The sequence below is a fragment of the Blastococcus brunescens genome (genome assembly GCF_035320885.1).
Lineage (GTDB): Bacteria > Actinomycetota > Actinomycetes > Mycobacteriales > Geodermatophilaceae > Blastococcus_B > Blastococcus_B brunescens.
Genome location: NZ_CP141261.1, coordinates 3,185,087 through 3,208,326, shown reverse-complemented (window position 1 = coordinate 3,208,326; position 23,240 = coordinate 3,185,087). Strand labels below are relative to the sequence as shown.

Sequence of the window (23,240 nt, the reverse complement as noted above, 5' to 3'; positions counted from 1 at the left end):
GTGCTCCTCCTCGCTGATGCGCCCGTCCTGCGCCGCGGTCTGGTCAGCATGATCAACGAGACCGCCGGCATGCAGTCGGTGGGGACGCCCGGCGAGTTGCGCCGCGCCCTGACGCTGGCCGAGTCGGCCCGTCCGGACGCCGTCGTCGTGGAGCTCGGCTCCGGTCTGGCCGCCACCCTCAACGCCTGCCGCGACCTGCGCCGCCGCTTCCCCGTGTCGCGATCGTCGCCCTCGCCACCTCCGAGGACCCTCGGTCGTGAACGAGGCCCTCGCTGCCGGCGTCCGCGGCTACCTCATGCTCAACACCTCGCCGACGCTGCTCGGCTGGGCGATCCTGGCCGCCCGTGCCGGCCGGACCGTCGTCGATCCGCAGATCCGTCGGGTCGAGCCGTCGGCCATCCCGCCGGCGAAGCCCTTCACGCCCGAGGTGCCCTTGACCCGGCGCGAGTCCGACGTGCTCGACGAGCTGCTGCTCGGCCAGTCCAACCGGCAGATCGGGCGGAACCTCTTCATCAGCGAGGACACCGTCAAGTCCCACGTCAAGGCAATCCTGCGCAAGCTGGGTGCCCGCGACCGGGCCCACGCGGTCTCCCTGGTGCTGTCCAACCGGCAGCCCGGCTGCACCTGCGGTGCCCACGGTCTGTCCTCGGCCGCCCAGGCCGAGACTGACCTGTCCAGCCCCGACATGGGGCTCGCCGAGATCTGATCTCGACTCTTCCTCCGGCAGAACGGGCCGGCCCCACCCGGGGCCGGCCCGTTCTGCCGTTCCGGCCGGTGTCGGCGACCGGAGCGTCGCGGTGTCGTCGTAGTGTCGGACGGCGATGGCCCCCGACCCACGCGCCCCACGCACTCGACCTCGAGTGCGGCCGTGCGCGCCCGGCGCTCGATCGCCGAGGATGAGCGTCCCGACGCGCTGTGGGACATGGAGCGTTCGTTGCGCCGGCGCGGGTTCGAGGTGGTGGCCGGGGCCGACGAGGCCGGCCGAGGGGCCTGTGCCGGTCCGCTGGTGGCCGCCGCCTGCGTCCTCCCGTCCGGTCGACGCGGCCGGGTGCCCGGCCTGGCCGACTCCAAGCTCCTGACGGCGGCCGCCCGCGAGCGGGTCTACGCAGAGGTCGTCGAGCGGGCGCTCACCTGGTCGGTCGTCGTGATCCCGGTCGGTGAGCTGGACGCCCGGGGCATGCACGTGACCAACATCGAGGCGCTGCGGCGCGCGGTCAGCGCCCTGGACCCCTCCCCGGACTACGTCCTCACCGACGGCTTCCCCGTGCCCGGTCTGACCCGTCCGGGCCTGGCGGTCTGGAAGGGCGACCGGGTGGCCGCGTGCGTCGCGGCCGCCTCCGTGCTGGCGAAGGTCACCCGCGACCGGATGATGCTCGAGCTGCACGAGAAGTGGCCGCAGTACGACTTCGCCGGCCACAAGGGCTACATCACCGACGTGCACAGCGCCGCCCTGGAGCGGCACGGACCGTGCCCCGAGCACCGGATGCGGTTCGTCAACGTCCGCAGCGCGCGCGACTCCTTCGCCGCGCGGGCGGCCCGGCTGACCGGCGTGGCCGCGATGGTCGATGATGGGGCCATGCCCTTCTCGCCGTCCCCAGCGCTGGGCCCCGTCCCCGGAGAGGTTCGATGAGCACCGAGGACCTCGAGAAGTACGAGACCGAGATGGAGCTGCAGCTCTATCGTGAGTACCGGGACATCGTCCGCCAGTTCACCTACGTGGTGGAGACCGAGCGGCGGTTCTACCTCGCCAACTCCGTCGACCTCCAGGTTCGTGAGGCCGGGGGCGAGGTCTACTTCGAGCTGAAGCTCTCCGACGCGTGGGTCTGGGACATGTACCGGCCGGCCCGCTTCGTGCGCAACGTGCGGGTGCTGACGTTCAAGGACGTCAACGTCGAGGAACTCGACAAGCCCGACCTCGAGCTGCCGGAGAACCCGCGGATCACCTGATCGGCCGCGCACGTGAGGCCGTTTCGTGCGCCGCGCAGCAGCTGATTGTCGGCATCCTGCGAGATCCCTACGGTCTGGGTTCCGGCCCGCGAATCGGAGGGAATCCCATGCGCGCAACACGAGTTCTGCTCGGTCTCACGATCGTCGTCGCACCCCTGGTGGCCGCGACACCGGCGATGGCCGCGTCGCCGGCGGTCCCGCCCGACTGCGCGGTGCCGCCTGATATCGACCTCAGCCAGTACAACGTGATCATCGGGACCAACGGCTCCGACGTCCTGCGGGGCACCAGCGGCCCCGACGCCATCTGCGGCCGGCTGGGCAACGACGTGATCCACGGCGGTTCCGGGGACGACCTGATCCTCGGTGACACGTCGACCTTCTTCGGCAACGTCGGCGCGGCGGGTGGCAACGACGTGATCGACGCCGGCTCCGGGAACGACGAGGTGCTGTCCGGCCCCGGGAACGACCGGGTGTCCGGAGGGTCCGGCGACGACTTCCTCGCGCTGGCCGTCGGCAACGATGTCGGCGACGGTGGCTCCGGGGACGACGTCATCCAGGGGGCTTCGGTCGCGACACGATCGATGCCGGCTCCGGGAACGACTTCGCAGCGGGCGGCTTCGACGCCGATGTGCTCCGGGGCGGCTCGGGGAACGACGCACTGTTCGGCGAGATCCCGCCCGACTCGCCGCCGCCGCCGCCGGGCGTGCCGCTGCCCGGGCCCGCACGCGACACCTGCCAGGGCGGTTCGGGAACCGACTCCGGCCTCGACTGCGACGTCAGCGACTCGATCGAGGCCTGATCGCCCGCAGGACCTCCTCACCTGGTCGTCCACAGGGCGATCCGCTCTCCACAGATCCGGTGGCCTCCTGCCCGGGGGCCACCGGACCGGTGAGGGTCGGTCCGTGTCCACCACTACCGAGCTCGGCCTCCGTGGCGAGCAGATCGCCGTCGCCTTCCTCATCGACCGCGGCCTCCGGGTGCTCGACCGCAACTGGCGCTGCCGCGAGGGTGAACTCGACATCGTCGCCCGCGACGGCGACGCCCTGGTCTTCTGCGAGGTGAAGACGCGGCGGGGCGTCGGCTTCGGCCATCCCGTGGAGGCGGTGACCCCCACCAAGCAGCGCCGGCTGCGCACCTGGCCCACCGCTGGCTCGCGGTCCACGACGAGCACGCCCCCGAGCTGCGCTTCGACGTCGTCGGCGTCCTGGTGCGCCCGGCGCGGCCGGCGCTCGTCACACACCTCCGGGCGGCCTTCCTGTGACGCTCGCCCGCACCTGGTCCGTCGGCCTCGCCGGCGTGCACGGCGCCATGGTGGAGGTCGAGGTGGACATGGCCAACGGCGTGCCCCACGTGGCGCTGGTCGGCCTTCCCGACGCGGTGGTGCGCCAGTCCGTCGACCGCGTCCGGGCCGCGGTGGTGAACGCGGGCGCGAGCTTTCCGCAGCGGCGGATCACGATCGGGCTCTCGCCGGCCTCGATGCCCAAGCAGGGAAGCGGGTTCGACCTGGCCCTGGCCGCGGCGGTCCTCGCGGCGTCCGGGACGGTCCCACCGGAGTCGGTCGACCGGCTCGTGCTCCTGGGTGAGCTGGGCCTCGACGGATCGGTGCGCGGCATCCGCGGGGTGCTGCCCGCCGTCCTCGCCGCAGCCCGGGCCGGTCATGCCCACGTGGTCGTACCCGCTGCCAATGCCGAGGAGGCTGCGCTGGTCGACAGCGTCGAGGTGCTCGCCGCGCGCACGCTCGGCGAGGTCCTCGCCCACCTCTCCGGGCGTGAGCGGCTGACCGCGCACGTCCGTGGCCCGCTGCCGGAGCTCCCACCGCCGCTCGACCTCGGTGACGTCGTCGGGCAGGCGGCGGGACGGCGGGCCGTCGAGGTGGCGGCCGCGGGCGGGCACCACCTGTACCTCGCCGGTCCTCCGGGGGCGGGGAAGACCATGCTCGCCGAGCGGCTGCCGGGTCTCCTCCCGCCCTCGATGAGCACGCGGCGCTCGAGGTGACCGCCATCCACTCGGTAGCCGGGACCCTGCCGCCGGGAGCGCCGCTGGTCACCCGGCCGACGTTCGAGGCGCCGCACCACTCCGCCACCATGGCCGCCCTCATCGGCGGTGGGTCGGGTCAGATCCGGCCCGGCGCCGTCTGCCGGGCCCACCGCGGGGTGCTCTTCCTGGACGAGGCGCCCGAGTTCCCCCGCGCTGTGCTCGACACGCTCCGGCAGCCGCTCGAGCGGGGACAGGTGACGATCCAGCGCGCGGCCGGCTCGGCCACGTTCCCCTGCCGCGCCCAGTTGGTGCTGGCCGCCAACCCCTGCCCCTGCGCGAGCGCTGCCGGCGACACCGCGTGCACCTGCAGCCCGCTGGAGCGGCGGCGCTACCGGTCCCGGTTGTCGGGGCCGTTGCTGGACCGGATCGACCTGCGGGTCGATCTGCCGCCGGTCACGCGCGCCGCCTGGCTCGACGGTCTCGCGACACCCGAGACGACGGCCGAGGTGGCCCGGAGGGTCGCCGCCGCCCGGGTCGCGGCGGGGAGCGGCTCGCAGGCACCGGCTTCTCGGTCAACAGCCAGGTGCCCGGCCGGCTGCTCCGGGAGCGCTGGGCGGTGCCGCGCTCGTCCCTCGGGTTGGCCGAGCGCGCGCTGGAGCGGGGCGCGCTCTCCGTCCGCGGGTTCGACCGGGTCCTGCGCGTCGCCTGGACCGTCGCCGACCTGGCGGGGCGCGCGGTCCCCTGTGCCGACGACGTCGCGGAGGCCCTGGGCATGCGGCTGCAGCGAGCGGCGGCATGACCAGCAATCCGCGGTCGCTGATGCGATCAGTGCTGGCTGTGTCCGTCCCGACAGATATCCGCCTCCACCTCCCCGCGTTCCGTGAGGACGAGGACCACGGGATCGGCGAGATCGCTCGGAACCCAGACGTCATACGTCTTCAGAACCGCCGGAACGTCGTGACGCTGGATCGGGACGAGCGTTGCCCCGTCGGACGAGGGCAAGGTGCCATCCCAGGCCCCGCGGTGAAGAGAAACCAGGTCCGCATCGACAAGGTCTCGGACCACCCGCTCAGCCAGTGCAAGGCGATCGCTGATCGCCATGTCGGGGAAGAGCCCGTTGGCGTGCCACCACGCCACCCAAACCCCGGCGAGGTCTTCGCATGCGTCGACCAGGACGGCGCACCTCAGGACGGAGAAGGGTTCGCTCATCCGCTCATGATGACCGTCCGCCGCGACGCCCAGGTGACACGCGGTGCAGGTCAACACCGGCGGAGTCGGGGAGGCCCGGCCAGGTGCAGACAGGAGGACTGCCGAACCGGTGTTCTGCGAGTCGCGTGGACGCTCGCCGACCTGGCGGGGCACGCGGTCCCCTGTGCCGACGACGTCGCGGAGGCCCTGGGCCTGCGGCTGCAGCGGGCGGCGGCATGAGCCTCGACGAGGACCTCGAGGAGGCCGCGGCCGCTGGCGCGGGTGCGCCGACGCCCGGCCTGCGTCGGGCCCGGGCGTGGCTGAGCCGCGCCGTCGAGCCGGGGACGATCGACGTCTGGCGCTACGTCGAGGACGTCGGCCCCGTCCAGGCCGTCCGCCGGATCCGCTCGGGCCGGGCCCCGGAGCGGATCCGATCGCTGGTCGGCGCGCGGGCCGAGCAGGACGCGACCCTGACCGACCTGATGCGCGCCGAGCGCTGCGGCGGCCGGCTCGTCGTCCCCGAGGACGACGAGTGGCCGGCGCTGCCGCTGCACGCGCTCACCCTCGCTCTGAGCGGCGAACCGGTCGAGCCGGCCGGGCAGTCGGACCGCACGAAGGCTCCTGTGCCGCCACTCGCCCTGTGGGTGCGCGGCACGGCACGCCTGGACGAGCTGGTCGACCGTTCGGTGGCGATCGTCGGGTCCCGTGCCTCCACCGCGTACGGCGAGCACGTGGCGGGCGAGCTCGGGCACCAGCTGGGGAACGGGGCTGGACGGTGGTCTCGGGCGGCGCCTTCGGGATCGACGGCGCAGCACACCGGGGAGCGCTGGCCGCGGAAGCCGCGACGCTCGCCGTCCTGGCCTGCGGGGTGGACCGGCCCTACCCGGCCGCCCACGGCGCGCTGTTCCACCGAATCGCCGAGACCGGCCTGCTGGTCAGCGAGTGGCCGCCCGGGTGTGCGCCGCTGCGGCACCGGTTCCTGGTCCGCAACCGGTTGATCGCCGCGCTGACGCGGGGAACCGTCGTCGTCGAGGCGGCCGCCCGATCCGGGGCCCAGGCGACGGCGCGTCGAGCGCAGGGTCTCGGTCGCCAGGTCCTGGTCGTGCCCGGACCGGTGACGTCGGCGATGAGCGTGGGATGCCACGAGCTGCTCCGCGACGAGGACCTGCGCGCAGTGCTCGTGACCTCGGCGGCGCAGGTCATCGAGGCCGTCGGGCGGATCGGCGACGACCTCGCTCCGCCGGTGTCGGGGCCGTCGTCGCCGCGGGACGGGCTCAGCGACCTCGCGGCCCGGGTGCTGGACGCCTGCCCGGTGCGCACGGGGGTCAGCCCGGAGCGGTTGGCCGCCATCGCCGGCTGCGACGCCCTGGAGGTGCTCCGCGTGCTCCCGGCCCTCGAACTGGCCGACCTGGTGGAGTGGACGGGCACCGGGTGGCGGCTGGCGGCACCTCCCGGGCGGTGGGGAGGTCCCGGCGCGGCGGCTTGACGGGTGGGGGTCGCCGTCGGACGGTTCCCGGGTGACCACGGGGACAGCGGAGGTGCGGGCGGCGCTGCCGTCCCCGCTGGCCGCGGCACTCGAGGGCTACGAGGCCCACCTGCGCACCCAGCGCGACCTGTCGGACCACACCGTCCGCGGGTACGTGACGGACGCAGTCGCCCTCCTCGACCATCTGTACCGGCGTGGGGAGCACAGGTGCACGACCTCGACCTGGCCACCCTGCGCAGCTGGCTGGCGCAGGGCGCGCCCGCGGGCACAGCCGCGCCACGACCGCCCGCCACGCGGCGTCGGCCCGGTCGTTCACGGCCTGGCTGCGCCGGGCCGGGCTCACCCCGGAAGACGTCGGACTGCGGTTGGTCAGCCCCAAGGCGCACCGCACGCTGCCGGGTGTGCTCGCCCCTGACCAGGCGCGTGCGGTCGTCGAGTCGACCTCCGGTGCCGACGAGCCGATCGGGCTGCGCGACGCGGTGGTGATGGAGCTGCTCTACGCCAGCGGGATCCGGGTCAGCGAGCTGGTCGGGCTGGACGTCGACGACGTGGACCGCGGCCGCCGGTTGCTGCGGGTCCTCGGCAAGGGGAACAAGCAGCGCAGCGTCCCCTACGGCGTCCCTGCCGAAGTCGCCCTCGACGCGTGGCTCACCCGCGGCCGGCCCGCACTCGCGACCCCGGACTCCGGGCCCGCGCTGCTGCTCGGCCGGCGTGGCCGCCGACTGGACGCCCGCGAGGTCCGGCGGACAGTCCACGCCGTGGTCGCCGGAACGGACGGCGCTCCGGACATCGGACCGCACGGCCTGCGGCACAGCGCGGCCACCCACGTGCTCGAGGGGGCGCGGACCTGCGGTCGGTCCAGGAGTTGCTCGGCCACGCTAGCCTCGCGACGACCCAGATCTACACGCACGTGACGGTCGAGCGGCTCCGTGCGGTGCATGCGCAAGCGCATCCCCGTGCCTGAGAGAGTGACTGCCAGCCGGGACGATCGGCGGCAGTCATGACGGGCAGGACCACATGGCAGGACCGACCACCAGTACCGAGGAGCGCGACCGTGCCTGAGGCCACCATCCACCGGCTGGACGAGTACGACGAGTCCCGCGAGGACACGGACGCGCTGCTCGTCCAGCTGTGGACCGACTACGTCGCCGGGCGGGACGCCGGGCTGCGGGACCGGCTGATCCTCCACTACGCACCGCTGGTGAAGTACGTCGCCGGCCGGGTCGGCAGCGGCCTGCCCGCGCACGTCGAGCAGGCCGACCTCGTCAGCTACGGCACCTTCGGTCTGATCGACGCGATCACCCGCTTCGAGCCGACCCGCGAGGTCAAGTTCGAGAGCTACGCGATGGCGCGCATCCGCGGCGCGATCATCGACGAGCTGCGCAACACCGACTGGATCCCGCGGTCGGTCCGCATGAAGGCCCGTCAGTTCGAGCGCACCGTGGCCGAGCTGGAGGCCAAGCTGCACCGAACCCCGACCGACGAAGAGGTCGCGGACGAGATGGACATGGATGTCGAGGACATCCGCAAGTTCCTCGGCCAGCTGTCCCTGGTCAACGTCGTCGCCCTCGACGAGCTGCTCACCGACGACGACGGGGTTCGCCCCGCCTCGGCGACACCCTCCAGGACTCCAGCGCCCTCGACCCCCAGGCCATGGCCGAGCACGGGGAGGCGCGCCAGCTGCTGGCCCGCGCCGTCGAGCAGCTGCCGGAGCGGGAGAAGGTCGTCGTCAGCCTCTACTACTTCGAGGGGCTCACCCTGGCCGACATCGGCCGGGTGCTGGGTGTGACCGAGAGCCGGATCTGTCAGCTGCACACCAAGGCCGTGCTGCACCTGCGCACGAAGCTGGCCGACATCGCCTGACGCCTGAGGTCGTCCGGAGGATCGACGACTGCGAGAGTTGCATCGCGTCCGAGCGCTATCATCGCCGCGTGACGATGAAATTGGCGGATCCAGGCGTTGCCCGGTCGGCATGCGACGAGACCGCTGCGTTGTCGGCGGCGGCATGCATGTTCCGCAGCCTCGGCGACCCCGCTCGCCTCGCGATCCTGCGCCACCTCGCACTGGGAGAGCACAAGGTCGCCGACCTGACCGCCCACCTGGGCCTGGCGCAGTCCACCGTCTCCGCGCACCTCGCCTGCCTGCGCGACTGCGGCCTGGCCATCTCCCGGCCCCGGGGGCGCGCGTCCATGTGGTCGCTGGCCACCGCCCTCACCTGCTCGACCTGCTCGCCGCCGCCGAGCGGCTGCTCGCGGTCACCGGTGACGCCGTCGTCCTCTGCCCTGCCTACGGCGAGGAGGCGGGGCGGTGACCGCCGTGCACGCGCACCCGACCCTGACGGCGTCCGAGCGCTCCCGGCTCGGCCGTCGCGCACGCCTGCTGGCCGGCGCGTCGGTCAGCTACAACGTCGTCGAGGCGATCATCGCGGTCACCGCCGGCGTCGCCGCGGGATCGGTCGCCCTGATCGGTTTCGGCCTCGACTCGGTCGTCGAGGTCTCCAGTGGGCTGATCATCCTGTGGCAGTTCCGGCACCGGCTTCCGGAGTCCCGGGAGCGGCAGGCGCTGCGGCTCATGGCCCTGTCGTTCTTCGCCCTCGCGGCCTACGTGACGGTGGAGTCCTTGCGAGCTCTCGTCCTCGGTGCTGACCCGGAGCCCTCGCCGGTCGGCATCGGCCTCGCGACCGCCTCGTTGCTCGTCATGCCTTTCCTGTCCTGGGCACAGCGGCGAACCGGCCGTGCTCTGGTCTCGCAGGCGGTCGTCGCCGACTCCACGCAGACGCTGCTCTGCACCTACCTCTCCGCGGTGCTCCTCGTCGGCCTCCTGCTCAACGCGACGCTGGGGTGGGGCTGGGCCGACCCGATCGCCGGGCTGATCATCGCCGCTGTGGCGGTCCGGGAGGGCGTCGAGGCGTGGAAGGGCGAGGGCTGCTGCGCGCCCGGCCACACCGACGACGCCCGGGGCGCCGACGACGGGTGCGGCTGCGCCGATGCCGGCTCGAACTCCTGCTGCGACCCCGAGGTCACGCCAGGACCGCAGACCGTCGACATCGCCCGGCCTCCGGGAACCCGCTGACGACGTCCGATCGGGTCGGCGCGGCTGCCGGGCGCAAGGCTTCACGCCGCTTCGCGACAGGGGGCCGGGTGTCTGCCACGTCGAAGCGGACCACCGGCCAGTTCTCGTCAGCTCTGGGCGGCCGGCCGGAGGGCTTCGCTGACGACCCGCCGCACGTCGTCGTCACTGACGCCGAGGAGCCGGGCGTGCCGCACGAACGCCTCGGCCTGTTCGCGCAGGCTGCGCCGCGCCTCCGCCGGTGACCGCCGGGCCGCCGACGCGGCCACGCGGGTGCCGCCGCCCCGGCGCGACGTCACGAGGCCGGCAGCCTCCAGTTCGCGATAGGTCCGTGCGACCGTTCCGAGGGCCAGGCCGAGGTCGGCAGCCAGTTGACGCAGCGGAGGCAGCCGGTCGTCCGGGCCGAGGACGCCGGATGCAATCAGCTCGGCGAGCTGTCGGCGGAGCTGTTCGTACGGCGGCGTCGGGTCGGTCGTCACGACCCGCAGGGACGGGGCGGTCACCGGGCCGCCGGACCGCGACCGACGGCGGCCGGCACCCCGGCGCGCGCCGGGAGCACCAGGACCGTGGCGCACCACGCGGCGAGCGCCCCCATGGCGGGGACGAGCAGCCCGAGCGCCACCGTGGGCACGCTCCACCAGCCCGGCGCGCAGTCGAGGTTGCCCAGGGCGTGCGCGGCGACGAAGGCGACCCCGCCCGACGGCACCGCGACCAGCAAGCCACAGCCCGCCGCCACGGCCTCGGCGGCCTGCCGGCGGAGCGCGTCGTCGGGCACGGTGTCGCCGCCGGAGCGGGGCGGTGCACCACCCACCGCAGCGCGAGCCCGGCCAGCAGCAATCCCGACAGGACGACCACGGCCAGGGGCACCGTGTAGAAGGACCCGGGCCAGGGCCCCACGGTCTGGCTCAGGACGGCGCTGCACTGGCGAGCGAGCGACCGACCGGCCCGCCTCAGGTCGTCGGGGGATCCGGCGAGGGTGGTGAGCGCCAGGAGTACCGCCAGCGTTCCGGTCGCCGCGAGCACCACGGCGCCGAGGCGCGGGGGACGTAGTCGCGGATCCGGCGGACCTCCAGCACGGCACTGCGCACGGGCTCCGACGGGGCGGTCACCCGCAGCTCGCCGATCACGACCCCACCCAGGAGGCACAGCGCGCCCAGGGGGCGGCGAGCAGCAGTCCGCGGCCCAGCGCGTCCTGCTGGGCGGACGCCACCGCCACCACGACGCCGCTCCCGAGCCCGGCCAGGCGCCACCGCATGGTCGTCAGCGCGGTGGCCCGCAACGGACCGGACGCCGGGACGCGGGGCTCGCGGCCCGCCCGGCGCAGCCGCACCCCTGCCGTCACCGCAGCGGCGGCGACTCCGAGGAACAGGAGGACGACGGCGGTCATGCGGACCCCTTGTGTCAGATGACTGGAACAAACGAACCATGACGCCGGAGCCCGCTTGTGTCAAGCACATGGAACAACTGGCGAGTCGGCGGCGGCCCTCGTCCGAGGTCCCGCCCGCCCTGACCGCCAGCCCCGTTGGACAGAACCGGCGTGCGGCCGCCCGGTCATCGGGCGGTCGGCGCCGAGGCGCTCTCCCGCTGCAGCACCGGCAGCAGCCGGACCCGCGGCGGTCGCAGGAGCAGCAGTGGATCGAGGTAGGTCTCGCCGCGGCGCAGGCCCCAGTGCAGGCAGGCCTCGCCGGGGCATCCGGCATGGCCGGTTCCCAGCGCGCCGATCGGGGAGCCGCGCGCCACCTGCTGCCCGGCACCCACCAAGGGGTCGACCGGCTCGTACGTCGTCCGCAGGCCACCGGAGTGGTCGATGCTCACGACCGGGCGGCCGGCGACCAGGCCGGCGAAGACGACCACTCCTGCACCCGCAGCCAGCACCGGCTGGCCCGGCCGGCCCGTCAGGTCCGCCCCGCGGTGCCCGGCGGCATAGGGATGGGGCAGCTGGTCGAAGGGGCGGGTCACCGCCAGGTCGCCCCGGAGGGGCGGCTCCCAGAGGCTCTCCGGGGCGGCCGGGGCGGCCGGGGCGGCCGGGGCGGAGGTCGGACGGGCCGGCCCGGCTGCCGCGGCTGCCGGCAGGAGGGCGAGGCCGGCGCAGAGCACGGCGAGGACGACGGCGCGGGGACGCATGCGGGGACCATGGACGGAGAACGCACGTGGGACCGCGGCTCCATCGCGGTTGTGGACGCCCGCCACCGTCGGGGAGAGCGCCGTCCCGCCTGGCGTATGCTGTCCGGTGCGACCCGTCGTGATGGGTCGACTTCGCGCGTCCTCTTCCCGCCGCATTCGGCGGGGCAGTCGCCACCTCGGTCCTGACGGGCAACCGTCGGGGGTGTGGCGCGGCCGGACGCCAGGGCGGTGCACCACCCGGTGCGCAGCGACAACCGAGACCAGCGCGGCTCCGGCCACGCGGACACAGAGAGGCTGCAATGGCAGTCGTCAGCATGAAGCAGCTGCTCGACAGCGGCGTGCACTTCGGGCACCAGACCCGCCGCTGGAACCCGAAGATGAAGCGATTCATCTTCACCGAGCGCAACGGCATCTACATCATCGACCTGCAGCAGACGCTGGGGTACATCGACAACGCCTACGAGTTCGTCAAGCAGACGGTCGCCCACGGCGGCTCGATCCTGTTCGTCGGCACCAAGCGCCAGGCGCAGGAAGTCGTCGCCGAGCAGGCCACCCGCGTCGGCATGCCCTACGTCAACCAGCGCTGGCTGGGCGGCATGCTCACCAACTTCCAGACCGTCTTCAAGCGGCTGGAGCGCCTCAAGGAGCTCGAGGACCTCGAGCAGACCGGCGCGCTGGTCAGCCTCTCCAAGAAGGAGCAGCTGGTCCTCAGCCGCGAGAAGGCGAAGCTCGAGCGCTCCCTCGGCGGTATCCGCGACATGAAGAAGGTGCCCAGCGCCATCTGGATCGTGGACACCAAGAAGGAGCACATCGCCGTCGGCGAGGCCCGCAAGCTGAACATCCCGGTGGTGGCGATCCTCGACACCAACTGCGACCCCGACGAGGTCGACTACAAGATCCCGGGCAACGACGACGCGATCCGCAGCATCACGGTGCTCACCCGGGTCATCGCCGACGCCGTCGCCGAGGGCCTCATGGCCCGCTCCGCGGCGCAGGCCGACGCCGGTCGCGGCGAGGCCGCCGAGCCCGCCGTCGGTGCCGGTGAGCCTCTCGCCGACTGGGAGCGCGAGCTCCTGACCGGTGGCGACGCCGCTGCTGCTCCCGCCGCTGCTGCTCCCGCCGCCGAGGCGGCCGCGCTGCCGGAGACCCCGGCGGAGGCCCCGACCGTCACCGCCGACGAGGTCGCCCCGGTCGAGGGCGTCCCCGCCACCAGCGGCGGCAAGGACGTCAACGCCGTCTGAGAAGGGACCCCGTCCAGAGGCTCGGGCCGAGCCTCTGGACGGGGCCGTCGATCGCGCTCTCCGCACCACCACACTCAGAAGGAAGTGACATGGCTGAGTTCACCGCAGCCGACGTCAAGCGTCTCCGCGACGCCACCGGCGCCGGCATGATGGACTGCAAGAAGGCCCTGACCGAGGCCGACGGCGACTACGACAAGGCCGTCGAGCTGCTGCGCGTCAAGGGCGCCAAGGACGTCGGCAAGCGCCTGGAGCGCTCCACGACCAACGGCATCGTCGTCAGCAAGGACGGCGCACTGCTCGAGCTCGACTGCGAGACCGACTTCGTCGCCAAGAACGCCGACTTCATCACGCTGGCCGAGCGCCTGCTCGAGATCGGGCTGCAGAGCAAGGCGGCCGACGCCGAGGCCCTGCTGGGCTCCGACGTCGACGGCCAGACCGTCGCCGCGCTCGTCGAGGGCGAGTCGGCCCGCATCGGCGAGAAGCTGGTGCTCAGCCGGTTCGCCGTCTTCGAGGGCACCACCGCCACCTACCTGCACAAGCGGGCCACCGACCTGCCCCCGGCCATCGGTGTTGCCGTGCAGTACAGCGGTGGCAGCGAGGACGCGGCCCGCAGCCTGGCGATGCACATCGCTGCCGCGCGCCCGCGCTACCTCACGCGCGAGGAGGTCCCGGCCGAGGCGGTCGAGACCGAGCGGCGCGTCGCCGAGCAGACGGCCAAGGAGGAGGGCAAGCCCGAGCAGGCGATCACCAAGATCGTCGAGGGCCGGGTCAACGCCTACTACAAGGACTTCGTCCTGCTCGAGCAGCCGTCGATCACCGAGCCCAAGCGCACGGTCAAGCAGATCGTCGACGAGGCCGGCATCACCGTCGAGCGGTTCGCCCGCTTCGAGGTCGGCCAGGCCTGAACAGAAGGACCACAGTGATGAACGGCCTCGTTCCCGTCAGGGAGCGGGGCCGTTCGTTCGTCCATGTGGGGCCACCCCGCCCATGCGGCAGGATCAGACAACCGAAGTCGAACGAGGGATGACGCGTTGACCGACACCACACCCCCGCTGTCCGCTCCCACCGCCTTCCAGCCGGCCGACGGCAGCGGCTACCAGCGGGTGCTGCTGAAGCTCTCGGGGAGACCTTCGGCGGCGGCAAGGTCGGCGTCGACGCCGACATCGTCCGCGGCATCGCCGAGCAGCTGGCCGAGGTGGTCGCCAAGGGCACCCAGGTCGCGGTGGTCATGGGCGGTGGCAACTTCTTCCGCGGCGCGGAGCTCAGCCAGGCCGGCATGGACCGCACCAAGGCCGACTACATGGGCATGCTCGGCACGGTGATGAACTGCCTCGCCCTGCAGGACTTCTGCGAGAAGGCCGGTCTGGAGACGCGCGTGCAGTCGGCGATCACGATGGGCCAGGTGGCCGAGCCCTACATCCCGCGCAAGGCGATCCGGCACCTGGAGAAGAACCGCCTGGTCATCTTCGGCGCCGGAGCCGGCATGCCCTACTTCTCCACCGACACCGTCGCCGCTCAGCGGGCGCTGGAGATCGAGTGCCAGGTGCTCCTCATGGGCAAGAACGGCGTCGACGGCGTCTACGACGACGACCCGCGCACCAACCCGGACGCGGTCATGTACGACGACCTCGACTACGCCACCGTGCTCGCCAAGCAGCTCAAGGTCGCCGACGCCACGGCGATCAGCCTGTGCATGGACAACCAGATGCCGATCGTGGTGTTCAACCTCCTGCGCGACGGCAACATCGCTCGGGCGACCGCAGGTGAGAAGATCGGCACGCTGATCAGCAACCCGGCCTGACCGTGGCAGGACGAACGACAGCGAAGACGATGACGGTGGGCGCCGACGCCCACCGCCGACGGAGGGAAGACCCGTGATCGACGACACCCTGCTCGATGCCGAGGAGCGGATGGACAAGGCCTTGTCCGTCGCCCGCGAGGACCTCGGCTCGGTGCGCACCGGCCGGGCGGCACCCTCGATGTTCAGCAAGATCATGGTCGACTACTACGGCGCCTACACGCCGGTGCCGCAGATGGCGTCGATCACCGTGCCCGAGGCCCGCATGGCGGTCATCAAGCCCTACGACATGAGCCAGCTGGCGGCCATCGAGAAGGCCATCCGCGACAGCGACCTAGGCGTCAACCCGACCAACGACGGCCAGATCCTGCGCGTGGTGTTCCCGCAGCTGACCGAGGAGCGGCGCCGCGACCTGGTGAAGCAGGCCCGCGCCAAGGGCGAGGACGCCAAGGTCGCGATCCGCAACATCCGCCGACGGGCCAAGGACGAGCTCGACCGCATCGCCAAGGACGGCGAGGCCGGCGAGGACGACGTGCGCCGCGCGGAGAAGGAGCTCGACCACCTCACCGAGCAGCACGTCCAGGGCATCGACGAGGCCATGAAGAACAAGGAGACCGAGCTGCTCGAGGTCTGACCCCGACGGCCCGTCACCCCATGACTGGTTCCTCATGACCGGACCCTCCGCCGCCGACCGTCCCGGGAAGTCCGGGCCGGGTACCGAGCCGTTGCCCCGCTACGGCTCGGCGGCCGCGCAGTCGGCGGACACCCTGGGCCGGTCCGCCTCCTCCTGGCCGCGCCGACCGCGGCAGGAGCAGCCCGGGGCGGGACCGACCGGTCGGGAGACGACACCGGCCCGGTGCCGATCGTCGGTGACCGTCCCGCGCCACCGGTGCGGCCCGCCGACGGAGCCCCGTCGGCGACCGAGGAGGTGCCCACGGCGACGGCGGCGCCGGCGCCGCCCGAGGTGCAGGAGCTGCCGACGACCGAGCGGCCCGCCGGAGGCCGCGCCGGACGCGACCTCCGGGCCGCGATCGGGGTCGGCGTCGGTCTCGTCGCCGTCATCGTCGCGTCGCTGTTCGTGTGGCGCCCCGCCTTCCTCGCCGTCCTCGTCACCGCGATCCTGGTCGCGGTCGCGGAGCTCACCCGGGCGCTGGGGGCCGGCCGGCTCGGTCCGCCGTTGGTCCCGCTGCTGGTCGGGACACTGGCCATGGAGGGCCTGGCCTGGAGTCGCGGGCCCACCGGGCTGGTCGTCGGCTTCCTGCTCACCGCGCTCGCCGTGCTCCTGTGGCGGCTGGGGCACGGGCCGGCCGGTTACCTCGAGGACGCCGCCGCCGGGGTGCTGGTCGCGCTCTACGTGCCCCTGCTCGCCGGCTTCGCCGTCCTGCTCCTGGTGCCGGACGACGGCGCCGTCCGCGTGCTGGCCTTCATCGCCACCGTCGTCGCCAGCGACGTGGGCGGGTACGCCGCGGGTGTCCTGTTCGGCAAGCACCCGATGGCGAAGTCGATCAGCCCCAAGAAGTCGTGGGAGGGCATGGTCGGCTCGGTGGTGGCCTGCATGCTCATGGCCACCCCGTTCCTCGTGCTGTGGCTGGACGCCCCGTGGTGGAGCGGTCTGGTCTTCGGCGCCGCGCTGGCAGTCTCGGCCACGGTCGGCGATCTGGGGAGTCGCTGATCAAGCGCGACCTGGGCATCAAGGACATGGGCAACCTGCTGCCCGGCCACGGCGGGATCATGGACCGCCTCGACTCGCTGCTGCCCTCCGCGGCGGTGGCCTACCTGCTCCTGTCGGTGCTCGCCCCGGTCTGAACCTAGGCGGGGCGGTCGACGCTCCACGTCGAGCCGATCGCCTCGAAGCCCCGCCGGGCGTACCAGTGCCGCGGCCAGTCGTCGGCCGCGGCCTCCAGCACGACCAGATCGCAGCCGGCCCGGCCGGCGAGGTCCAGGCATAGGGCGAGCACGGCGTCGCCGTGGCCGCGCCCTCGGGAGTCGGGCTCGGTCAGCACCGAGTCCACCGCGGCGGTCGCCCCGTCGACGCGCAGCTGGCCAGCGGCCACCACCCGGCCCTCCTCGCGGACGACGACGTCGCTGACGGAGACCACCCGGTCGTTGAGCTGCTCGCGACCGATCAGCTGCGCGACGACGTCGTCCAGGCGCTCACCGAGCTCGGCCAGGTCCCTGCGCCACGACCGGTCCCACAGCGGGTGCACCTCGCGCTGGTCGACCACGGCCGCGCCCTCCGCACCGGGCAGGGCGCCGGGACGACGGGCCATGAGCAGCAGCTCCTCCACCTCCCAGCCCGACCGCGCCAAGGCACCGGCCACCTCCGCCGCTCCCGGCCAGAGGAGGGCCACTGCCTGGTGCGGCCAGCCGGCGTTGCCGGCCACCTCGGCGGCCACGCTCGCGATCGTCGCGGCGTCCACCGGTTCGGTGAGGACCAGCCGGTTGTTGTCGCGGGAGTGCGGCACGTCGGGGTCGAGGACGGCGACCCTCCCGGGACGTCACCCACGCCGACGGCCCGCCGCACCGGTAGGGCGGCGTAGAAGGCCACCGCCCGGCCCAGCAGGTCGTCGGGGGCCGGGAGGAGCGGCGGCACCGGTGGCCGGTAGGGGACGGCGGCCACGACGGCGCTCACCGGCAGCGGTCCGTACAGGTGCGGGAAGAGCCGTCCACCGGGGTCCGCCGGTACACCCGGCTCGACGCGCACCGGGTCGGGGAGGCGCGCCGGGTCGACGACGAGCAGCACCAGGTCGCGCCGCCCCGGGTACAGCGCCTGCGCCGGGAGGTGGACCTGCTCCGGCGTCGACAGGTGGACGAACCCGGCGGAGCGCAGCGACGGGGGCGCACCGCGCCCTCGGTCAGGGCGGCCCGCCAGTCCCGGGGCTCGATGAGGTGGAGGAGGACGCCGCTGCGCACCCTGCGATCCTGCCCGCATGACCGACGACGACCGGACCCGGACCGTCCGGCAGTACCGCCGCTTCGCCGAGGTGGAGGCGGTCGACACCTCACCGCTGTACGCGGAGCTCGCGGCCGCCGTGGCCGGCGACGAGGAACTCCTGGACTTCCTGCTCGCGCTGCCGGCGCCGAAGCGCCAGCCGAACCTGCTCTTCGCCGCCGTCACGTTCCTGCACGGCACGCCCAGGGGACCGGCGGAGCTGCGGGGCCGGGTGCGGGACGACGGCGAGCGGGTCCGGGCCACGATGCTGGCCCGGTTCACCCAGACCAACGAGCCGGGGCGGTGCGCGGCGCTGGTGACGGCCCTCGGCGCGGTCGAGGGGCCGGTCGGCCTGATCGAGGTGGGATCCGCGGCCGGGCTGTGCCTCTACCCCGACCGGTACAGCTACGACTTCGACGGCCGGTTCGTCGGCCGTCGCAGCGCCGTCCACCTGACCTGCTCGACGACCGGCCCCGTGCCGGTCCCGGACGACGTCCCGGAGGTCGTGGCCCGGGTCGGGGTGGACCGCAATCCGCTCGACCCCGCCGACGCGGGCGACCAGGCCTGGCTGCGTGCCCTCATCTGGCCCGGGCCGAGCGAGGGCGCGCGGCTCGACCGTCTGGCCGCCGCGGCGGAGCTGGCCGCGCAGGAGCCACCGACCGTGCTGCGCGGGGATCTCGTGGACCGCCTGCCGGAGGCGCTCGCCCTGCTGCCGGCCGGGTGCACGCCGGTGGTGTTCCACACCGCCGTCCTCATGTACCTCGAGCGCGCCCGCCGAGAGGAGTTCGTCGCCCTGGTCCGGTCGCTGGAGGTGCGCTGGATCGCCCAGGAGATGCCGGGCGTCCTCCCGGGAGCGGCCGGGAGCGTCGGGGCGCCGGGCCGTTTCGTCCTCGCGCTCGACGGGCGGCCGCTGGCGGTGACCGCCCCGCACGGCGGGCGCATCGACTGGCTGACCGGTGGATGAGCCGGGTCAGGACAGCGGGGGTCCGCGTCGATGCCCCGTGCCCGCAGTGCTGTCTCGATCGCCGCGCAGACGGTGCGGACCACCTCGACGCGGGCCCACCACTTGTCCTCGCCCGCGACGACGTGCCAGCGGCCGCAGGCATGGTCGGTGCGCTCGAGCATCTCCTCCACGGCCGCTTCGTAGGCGCCGCGCTTCTCGCGGTTGCGCCAGTCCTCGTCGGTCAGCTTCCACGCCTTGTACGGGTCGGCCTGTCGGGACTCGAACCGCTGGAGCTGCTCCTCGGGGAGAGGTGCATCCAGAACTTGACCAGGATCGTGCCCTCGGCCGCCAGCGTCGTCTCCAGGTCGACGATCTCGGCGTAGGCCCGCTGCCAGTCCTCATCGCCGGCGAAGCCCTCGACCCGCTCGACCAGCACCCGCCCGTACCAGGTCCGGTCCAGGACGGTCATGCCTCCCCAGCCCGGCAGCACCGGCCAGAACCGCCAGAGGAAGTGGTGCCGCTTCTCGTCGTACGTGGGCGCGGCGAACTGGGCCACGCGGACGTGCCGCGGATCGAGGTGATCGACCAGGCGCTTGATCGCCCCTCCCTTGCCCGAGGCGTCCCACCCTCGAAGAGCACGCACAGCGGCGGTCCCAGCTCGCCTGGGCCGATCTGCCCACCGAGGAGCAGCCGGAGGTGGACCAGCCGGTCCTGGGCCTCCTTCAGCTGCGCCTTGCCGTCCTTCTTCGAGAGGCTGACGGAGAGGTCGACATCGGCGAGACGGCTCATGGTGGAGAGCCTCACCCAGCCATGCGGGTCTTGTCGCGCCGAGTGGTGCCTGGACGGTCGTCCGGAGGACGACGTCAGACAGCGTGCTGCCTGATCCAGGCGTGCATGGCGATGCCGGCCGCGACGCCGGCGTTGATCGACCGGGTGGACCCGAACTGGGCGATCGAGAGAACTCCGTCCGCGGCGTCGCGGGCCTCGTCGGAGAGCCCGGTGCCCTCCTGGCCGAAGAGCAGCACGCAGGCCCGCGGCAGCTCCGCGGTCTCCAGCGGCTCGGCCCCGGCGAGGTTGTCGACGGCCAGCAGCGGCAGCCCGTTCTCGCCGGCCCAGGCCACCAGCCCGGCGACGTCGGGATGGTGGCGCACGTGCTGGTAGCGGTCGGTCACCATCGCGCCGCGGCGGTTCCAGCGCTTCTTCCCGACGACGTGCACGGCCTCGGCGAGGAACGCGTTCGCCGTCCGGACGACGGTCCCGATGTTGAGGTCGTGCCGCCAGTTCTCGATGGCCACGTGGAAGGGATGACGGCGGGTGTCGAGGTCGGCGACGATCGCCTCGACCGTCCAGTAGCGGTAGCGGTCGACGACGTTGCGCCGGTCCCCGTGCTCCAGGAGCTCGGGGTCGAACCGGGGTCGGCCGGCCACGGCCCGCTCCACGGGCCGACCCCGACGGAGTCGAGGAGGGCCTCCGGCGGGGTGAGGTCCGTCTCGGGCTGGGTCACCCGGCGCACGGTAGTGGGACCATGGACGACGCCATGACTGCCCTTCCGCTCGTCTTCGACGCCCCCAAGCGGGGGATGCCCCGCGCCACCTCGCCGATCTCACCCGTGAGGAGGCGCGCGCAGCGGTCACCGAGCTGGGGCAGCCGGCCTTCCGCGCCGACCAGCTGGCCCGGCACTTCTACCGCGGGGTGACCGACCCGGCGCAGATGACCGACGTCCCGGCCGACGCGCGCGCGGCGCTCAGCGAGGCGCTCCTGCCCGGGCTGCTCACCGTCGTCCGGCACCAGACCGCCGACGACGGGCGCACCCGCAAGACCCTGTGGCGGCTGCACGACGGCGCGCTCGTGGAGAGCGTGCTCATGCGCTATCCCGGCCGCGCCACGGTCTGCATCTCCAGCCAGGCGGGGTGCGGCATGGCCTGTCCGTTCTGCGCGACCGGTCAACAGGGCCTGACCCGCAACCTGTCGGCCGCCGAGATCATCGGCCAGGCGGTGGCGGCGGCCGCCGCCATGGCGAACGGCGAGATCGACGGTGGGCCGGGCCGGCTGTCGAACGTCGTCTTCATGGGCATGGGGAGCCCCTGGCCAACTACGCCCGCGTCCGCAAGACCCTCGACGCGCTGCTGGCGCCGGCCCCGCACGGGCTCGGGCTCTCGCAGCGCTCGGTCACGGTGTCGACGGTGGGGCTCGTGCCGGCCATCCGTCGGCTCACCGAGGAGGGGCGCAACGTCACCCTCGCGGTCAGCCTGCACGCGCCGGACGACGAGCTGCGCGACACCCTGGTGCCGATCAACACCCGCTGGAAGGTCGGCGAGGTCGTCGACGCCGCCGACGCCTACGCGCGGAAGACCGGGCGGCGGTACTCCATCGAGTACGCGCTCATCCGCGACGTCAACGACCAGCCGTTCCGGGCCGACCTGCTGGGCAAGCTCCTGGCCGGCAAGCTCGCGCACGTCAACCTCATCCCGCTCAACCCCACGCCGGGCAGCAAGTGGGACGCCAGCCCGCTGCCGGCCCAGCGCGAGTTCGTGGCCCGGCTGCGCGCCGCGGGCGTCGCGACCACCGTGCGTGACACCCGGGGCCAGGACATCGACGGAGCCTGCGGTCAGCTGGCCGCGTCGGACAGCGTGAGCGTTCCGAGCGTCGCCCTGCCCGCGCCGTCGGTCGAGCCGCCGGTCGAACTGGGCGCCGAGGGCGACGAATGACCGCGGCCGTCCCCGAGGCGGAGGCGCACGAGCACAGCCACGCCGACGTCTCCGGCGGCTGGCTGCGGGCGGCGGTCTTCGGCGCCATGGACGGCCTGGTCACCAACACCGCGCTGGTCGCGGGCGTCGGCGGCGGCGGGGCGGCGCCGCGTGCCATCGTGCTCGCCGGCACCGCGAGCCTGGTAGCCGGTGCGATCTCCATGGCGCTCGGCGAGTACACCTCGGTGAAGACCCAGAACGAGCAGCTCGACCTCGAGGTCGAGAAGGAGCGCCGCGAGCTCGAACGCAATCCCGAAGGGAGCTCGCCGAGCTCACCGAGATGCTGCGGGTGCGCGGCGTGGACGACCGGCTCGCCCACCAGGTCGCCGTGCAGCTGTCTCGCGACCCGCAGACGGCTCTGCGCTTGCACGTCGTCGCCGAGCTCGGGCTGAGCCCGGAGGACAAGCCGTCGCCGATGACGGCGGCCGTCTCCTCGTTCCTCACGTTCGGTACCGGGGCCCTGCTGCCGCTGCTGCCCTACCTGCTCGGCTTCTCCGTGCTCTGGGCCGCGCTCCTCCTCGGCGGGCTCGGGCTCCTGGTGGCCGGCGCCCTGTCGTCGCGGTTCACCCCGCGCCCGTGGTGGTTCGCCGGTCTGCGGCAGCTGCTGTTCGGCGCCGCGGCAGCCGGCATCACCTACGCGATCGGCTCGGCGATCGGCGTCGCCGTCGCCTGAGCTCCGTCGGCCGGTGCCTCGTGCGAGGAGCGGCTTCGACGGCGGACGGCCACGACGGCGCCGGCACCCACCAGGACGACGCCGACGCCACCGAGCACGAGCAGCAGGGTGCGGTCCTCGTCCGCAGGCGCCGACGGGGCCGCGAGCTCGCGCACCTCGGCAGCGGCGAGCCGGAGTTCGACGACGTGGTCGCCGGTCACCGGACCCGAGAACGTGAGCGTGTGGGGGCCGGACTCCGCGTCGGCCGGCACCGTGATCTCCGCAGTCACGACGCCGGCCGCGTCGGCGATGAACGTGCCCAACTCGACGGGCGTCGACCGCATCACGACGGCGATCGGCTCACCCGGCTGGAAGCCCGCGTAGGCCAGGGTCAGCGCCTGGCCGGCCGTCACGGGCGCGCCGCCGGTCAGCGTCGCGCAGTCCGCGCAGCCCGGGGCTGCGCTCGGGGCGACGGGAACGGCCGCGGTCGTGGAGGTGGCGGACGTCGTCGCGGCCGCGGACGGGTCCGGGGCCGTAGTGCGTGGGGCGGTCGACGAGGGTGTCCGGGGTGCGGCCGTCGCGGCGGTCGACGGCGGAGCGACAGGGGCGGGGGCCGGCACCGGAGGCGGCACGGTCACCCACATCTTCGGGTAGTCGAAGATGACGCCGCTCGAGATCCGGCACCACGGCACGACCGAGAACATGCCCGGGTGCCAGCTCGGCGGCACCTGGACGGTGACGGACCAAGCGCCGCCGCTGGCCGCCGTCATCTCGACGGCCCCGGGTCCGCCCACGGTGGCGCCGGAGCTCGCGGTCCACTCGTACGGAAAGTGGACGTCTGGGTCGAAGTCGGGGTCCCAGCAACCGGTGCCGGAGACGGTGAAGGACTCGCCGGGCCGGACCGTCGAGGGAAAGACGGTGGCGGTGGGTGCGGCGGACGCGTCGGGGGCCTGTACCGACAAGATCGCTGCCGCGGCGGCGACCGTGAGGAGGACGGCGAACGGTCGGGGCATCGGATCTCCGTCTCGGCTGGGCCCGGACGACCCGAACCTGGACGAAGCGTGTCTACCCCGAGACCAGTCACACGTCATTGCAGCGGGTAATGACACGCCGTGCGAGACGCGCGGGTGAGACGT

General features: G+C 73.5%; 26 protein-coding genes and 12 pseudogenes. 26 read left to right on the top strand and 12 right to left on the bottom strand.

Annotated elements, in window-relative coordinates; all coding sequences use genetic code 11:
• Positions 1-256 precede the first annotated feature (256 nt).
• The 8 genes and pseudogenes from U6N30_RS21530 (at position 257) to U6N30_RS21495 (ending at position 4,723) form a co-directional block, all read left to right on the top strand.
• Complete coding sequence (locus U6N30_RS21530) at positions 257-706, top strand: response regulator transcription factor (protein WP_324273899.1); 450 nt, start codon at positions 257-259, stop codon at positions 704-706.
• 162 nt (positions 707-868) lie between these two features.
• Positions 869-1,630, top strand: a complete 762-nt coding sequence (locus tag U6N30_RS21525; RefSeq protein WP_324273898.1) for a ribonuclease HII — start codon at positions 869-871, stop codon at positions 1,628-1,630.
• On the top strand, positions 1,627-1,947 hold the full coding sequence (locus U6N30_RS21520) for a DUF2469 domain-containing protein (protein WP_092196408.1): 321 nt from the start codon (positions 1,627-1,629) through the stop codon (positions 1,945-1,947). Before U6N30_RS21525 ends, U6N30_RS21520 begins: the two co-directional genes overlap by 4 nt.
• Before the next feature lie 107 nt (positions 1,948-2,054).
• Positions 2,055-2,435 (top strand): annotated as a pseudogene (locus U6N30_RS34400) (calcium-binding protein); the annotation flags it as partial.
• Positions 2,436-2,515: 80 nt separating this feature from the next.
• Positions 2,516-2,746: pseudogene (locus tag U6N30_RS21515) on the top strand (hypothetical protein); the annotation flags it as partial.
• A gap of 103 nt (positions 2,747-2,849) precedes the next feature.
• Positions 2,850-3,023 (top strand): annotated as a pseudogene (locus U6N30_RS21510) (YraN family protein); the annotation flags it as partial.
• A gap of 232 nt (positions 3,024-3,255) precedes the next feature.
• Positions 3,256-4,325: pseudogene (locus U6N30_RS34395) on the top strand (YifB family Mg chelatase-like AAA ATPase); the annotation flags it as partial.
• A 182-nt stretch (positions 4,326-4,507) separates the two neighbouring features.
• Entirely contained in the window at positions 4,508-4,723 is a 216-nt protein-coding gene (locus U6N30_RS21495; protein WP_324273896.1) for a magnesium chelatase subunit ChlI family protein, read from the top strand.
• A 26-nt stretch (positions 4,724-4,749) separates the two neighbouring features.
• On the opposite strand, the gene U6N30_RS21490 is transcribed toward U6N30_RS21495, so the two are convergent.
• Positions 4,750-5,133: a hypothetical protein gene (locus U6N30_RS21490; RefSeq protein WP_324273895.1), complete on the bottom strand. Its 384-nt coding sequence runs from the start codon at positions 5,131-5,133 to the stop codon at positions 4,750-4,752.
• Positions 5,134-5,139: 6 nt separating this feature from the next.
• On the opposite strand from U6N30_RS21490, the gene U6N30_RS34390 reads away from it, so the two are divergent.
• The 8 genes and pseudogenes from U6N30_RS34390 (at position 5,140) to U6N30_RS21460 (ending at position 9,670) form a co-directional block, all read left to right on the top strand.
• Positions 5,140-5,352, top strand: a complete 213-nt coding sequence (locus tag U6N30_RS34390) for a magnesium chelatase subunit ChlI family protein (RefSeq protein WP_422677968.1) — start codon at positions 5,140-5,142, stop codon at positions 5,350-5,352.
• Positions 5,349-5,810 (top strand): annotated as a pseudogene (locus tag U6N30_RS35645) (DNA-processing protein DprA); the annotation flags it as partial. The gene U6N30_RS34390 and the pseudogene U6N30_RS35645, both read left to right, overlap by 4 nt.
• Positions 5,753-6,598 (top strand): DNA-processing protein DprA, encoded by an 846-nt coding sequence (locus U6N30_RS35640; RefSeq protein WP_479690526.1) that lies wholly within the window; start codon positions 5,753-5,755, stop codon positions 6,596-6,598. The pseudogene U6N30_RS35645 and the gene U6N30_RS35640, both read left to right, overlap by 58 nt.
• A gap of 194 nt (positions 6,599-6,792) precedes the next feature.
• Positions 6,793-7,562 (top strand): annotated as a pseudogene (locus tag U6N30_RS21480) (tyrosine-type recombinase/integrase).
• A gap of 36 nt (positions 7,563-7,598) precedes the next feature.
• Positions 7,599-8,093: pseudogene (locus U6N30_RS34385) on the top strand (sigma-70 family RNA polymerase sigma factor); the annotation flags it as partial.
• A 158-nt stretch (positions 8,094-8,251) separates the two neighbouring features.
• Complete coding sequence (locus U6N30_RS34380; RefSeq protein WP_422677966.1) at positions 8,252-8,461, top strand: sigma-70 family RNA polymerase sigma factor; 210 nt, start codon at positions 8,252-8,254, stop codon at positions 8,459-8,461.
• Between the two features lie 74 nt (positions 8,462-8,535).
• Positions 8,536-8,745 (top strand): annotated as a pseudogene (locus U6N30_RS35635) (ArsR/SmtB family transcription factor); the annotation flags it as partial.
• Positions 8,746-8,905: 160 nt separating this feature from the next.
• Positions 8,906-9,670 (top strand): cation diffusion facilitator family transporter, encoded by a 765-nt coding sequence (locus U6N30_RS21460; RefSeq protein ID WP_324273892.1) that lies wholly within the window; start codon positions 8,906-8,908, stop codon positions 9,668-9,670.
• Positions 9,671-9,777: 107 nt separating this feature from the next.
• Here U6N30_RS21460 and U6N30_RS21455 read toward each other — a convergent pair whose 3' ends face one another.
• The 5 genes from U6N30_RS21455 to U6N30_RS21435 form a co-directional block, all read right to left on the bottom strand.
• Positions 9,778-10,170: a GntR family transcriptional regulator gene (locus tag U6N30_RS21455; protein WP_324273891.1), complete on the bottom strand. Its 393-nt coding sequence runs from the start codon at positions 10,168-10,170 to the stop codon at positions 9,778-9,780.
• Complete coding sequence (locus U6N30_RS21450; protein WP_324273890.1) at positions 10,167-10,442, bottom strand: hypothetical protein; 276 nt, start codon at positions 10,440-10,442, stop codon at positions 10,167-10,169. The genes U6N30_RS21455 and U6N30_RS21450 overlap by 4 nt, the downstream gene beginning before the upstream one ends.
• Before the next feature lie 175 nt (positions 10,443-10,617).
• Positions 10,618-10,794 (bottom strand): hypothetical protein, encoded by a 177-nt coding sequence (locus tag U6N30_RS21445; RefSeq protein ID WP_324273889.1) that lies wholly within the window; start codon positions 10,792-10,794, stop codon positions 10,618-10,620.
• Complete coding sequence (locus U6N30_RS21440; protein WP_324273888.1) at positions 10,791-11,054, bottom strand: hypothetical protein; 264 nt, start codon at positions 11,052-11,054, stop codon at positions 10,791-10,793. The genes U6N30_RS21445 and U6N30_RS21440 overlap by 4 nt, the downstream gene beginning before the upstream one ends.
• Positions 11,055-11,218: 164 nt before the next feature.
• Positions 11,219-11,791: a M23 family metallopeptidase gene (locus U6N30_RS21435; protein ID WP_324273887.1), complete on the bottom strand. Its 573-nt coding sequence runs from the start codon at positions 11,789-11,791 to the stop codon at positions 11,219-11,221.
• Between the two features lie 299 nt (positions 11,792-12,090).
• Here U6N30_RS21435 and rpsB point away from each other — a divergent pair, with 299 nt between their 5' ends.
• From rpsB to U6N30_RS21405, 6 genes are all read left to right on the top strand, one after another.
• On the top strand, positions 12,091-13,032 hold the full coding sequence (rpsB, locus tag U6N30_RS21430; protein WP_324273886.1) for a 30S ribosomal protein S2: 942 nt from the start codon (positions 12,091-12,093) through the stop codon (positions 13,030-13,032).
• Between the two features lie 89 nt (positions 13,033-13,121).
• A complete protein-coding gene (gene tsf, locus U6N30_RS21425) occupies positions 13,122-13,937 on the top strand; it encodes a translation elongation factor Ts (RefSeq protein WP_324273885.1) in 816 nt (271 codons plus the stop codon).
• Positions 13,938-14,194: 257 nt separating this feature from the next.
• Positions 14,195-14,833 (top strand): UMP kinase, encoded by a 639-nt coding sequence (pyrH, locus tag U6N30_RS21420; protein ID WP_479690622.1) that lies wholly within the window; start codon positions 14,195-14,197, stop codon positions 14,831-14,833.
• A gap of 73 nt (positions 14,834-14,906) precedes the next feature.
• A complete protein-coding gene (gene frr / locus U6N30_RS21415) occupies positions 14,907-15,464 on the top strand; it encodes a ribosome recycling factor (protein WP_324273884.1) in 558 nt (185 codons plus the stop codon).
• Between the two features lie 222 nt (positions 15,465-15,686).
• Positions 15,687-16,502, top strand: coding sequence for a phosphatidate cytidylyltransferase (locus tag U6N30_RS21410; protein ID WP_324273883.1), 816 nt, complete (start codon positions 15,687-15,689; stop codon positions 16,500-16,502).
• Between the two features lie 26 nt (positions 16,503-16,528).
• The gene (locus U6N30_RS21405) at positions 16,529-16,636 is read left to right on the top strand and encodes a phosphatidate cytidylyltransferase (RefSeq protein WP_324273882.1); all 108 of its coding nucleotides are present in this window, start codon (positions 16,529-16,531) and stop codon (positions 16,634-16,636) included.
• A 2-nt stretch (positions 16,637-16,638) separates the two neighbouring features.
• Here the strand turns inward: U6N30_RS21405 and U6N30_RS21400 are convergent, their stop codons facing one another.
• Positions 16,639-17,295 carry a GNAT family N-acetyltransferase gene (locus tag U6N30_RS21400; protein WP_324273881.1) on the bottom strand — a complete coding sequence of 219 codons (657 nt, stop codon included), beginning with the start codon at positions 17,293-17,295 and terminating at the stop codon, positions 16,639-16,641.
• Positions 17,296-17,504: 209 nt separating this feature from the next.
• Positions 17,505-17,762, bottom strand: a pseudogene (locus U6N30_RS21395) (DUF952 domain-containing protein); the annotation flags it as partial.
• Between U6N30_RS21395 and U6N30_RS21390 the strand changes: the two are divergent.
• Positions 17,761-18,726: a DUF2332 domain-containing protein gene (locus tag U6N30_RS21390; RefSeq protein WP_324273880.1), complete on the top strand. Its 966-nt coding sequence runs from the start codon at positions 17,761-17,763 to the stop codon at positions 18,724-18,726. The pseudogene U6N30_RS21395 and the gene U6N30_RS21390 sit on opposite strands and share 2 nt — an antisense overlap.
• 107 nt (positions 18,727-18,833) lie before the next feature.
• Here the strand turns inward: U6N30_RS21390 and U6N30_RS21385 are convergent.
• Positions 18,834-19,348 (bottom strand): annotated as a pseudogene (locus U6N30_RS21385) (polyphosphate kinase 2 family protein); the annotation flags it as partial.
• A gap of 220 nt (positions 19,349-19,568) precedes the next feature.
• Complete coding sequence (locus tag U6N30_RS21380; RefSeq protein ID WP_324273879.1) at positions 19,569-20,144, bottom strand: TrmH family RNA methyltransferase; 576 nt, start codon at positions 20,142-20,144, stop codon at positions 19,569-19,571.
• Positions 20,145-20,343: 199 nt separating this feature from the next.
• Between U6N30_RS21380 and U6N30_RS35630 the strand changes: the two are divergent.
• Positions 20,344-20,400: pseudogene (locus tag U6N30_RS35630) on the top strand (hypothetical protein); the annotation flags it as partial.
• A 248-nt stretch (positions 20,401-20,648) separates the two neighbouring features.
• On the opposite strand, the gene U6N30_RS35625 reads toward U6N30_RS35630, so the two are convergent.
• Positions 20,649-20,780, bottom strand: a complete 132-nt coding sequence (locus U6N30_RS35625) for a hypothetical protein (RefSeq protein ID WP_479690525.1) — start codon at positions 20,778-20,780, stop codon at positions 20,649-20,651.
• A 108-nt stretch (positions 20,781-20,888) separates the two neighbouring features.
• On the opposite strand from U6N30_RS35625, the gene U6N30_RS35620 reads away from it, so the two are divergent.
• On the top strand, positions 20,889-21,413 hold the full coding sequence (locus U6N30_RS35620; RefSeq protein ID WP_479690524.1) for a hypothetical protein: 525 nt from the start codon (positions 20,889-20,891) through the stop codon (positions 21,411-21,413).
• Positions 21,410-22,125 (top strand): annotated as a pseudogene (locus tag U6N30_RS34370) (VIT1/CCC1 transporter family protein). The gene U6N30_RS35620 and the pseudogene U6N30_RS34370 overlap by 4 nt, the downstream one beginning before the upstream one ends.
• On the opposite strand, the gene U6N30_RS21360 reads toward U6N30_RS34370, so the two are convergent.
• Positions 22,086-23,117 carry a hypothetical protein gene (locus U6N30_RS21360; RefSeq protein ID WP_324273876.1) on the bottom strand — a complete coding sequence of 344 codons (1,032 nt, stop codon included), beginning with the start codon at positions 23,115-23,117 and terminating at the stop codon, positions 22,086-22,088. The pseudogene U6N30_RS34370 and the gene U6N30_RS21360 sit on opposite strands and share 40 nt — an antisense overlap.
• Positions 23,118-23,240: the final 123 nt, after the last annotated feature.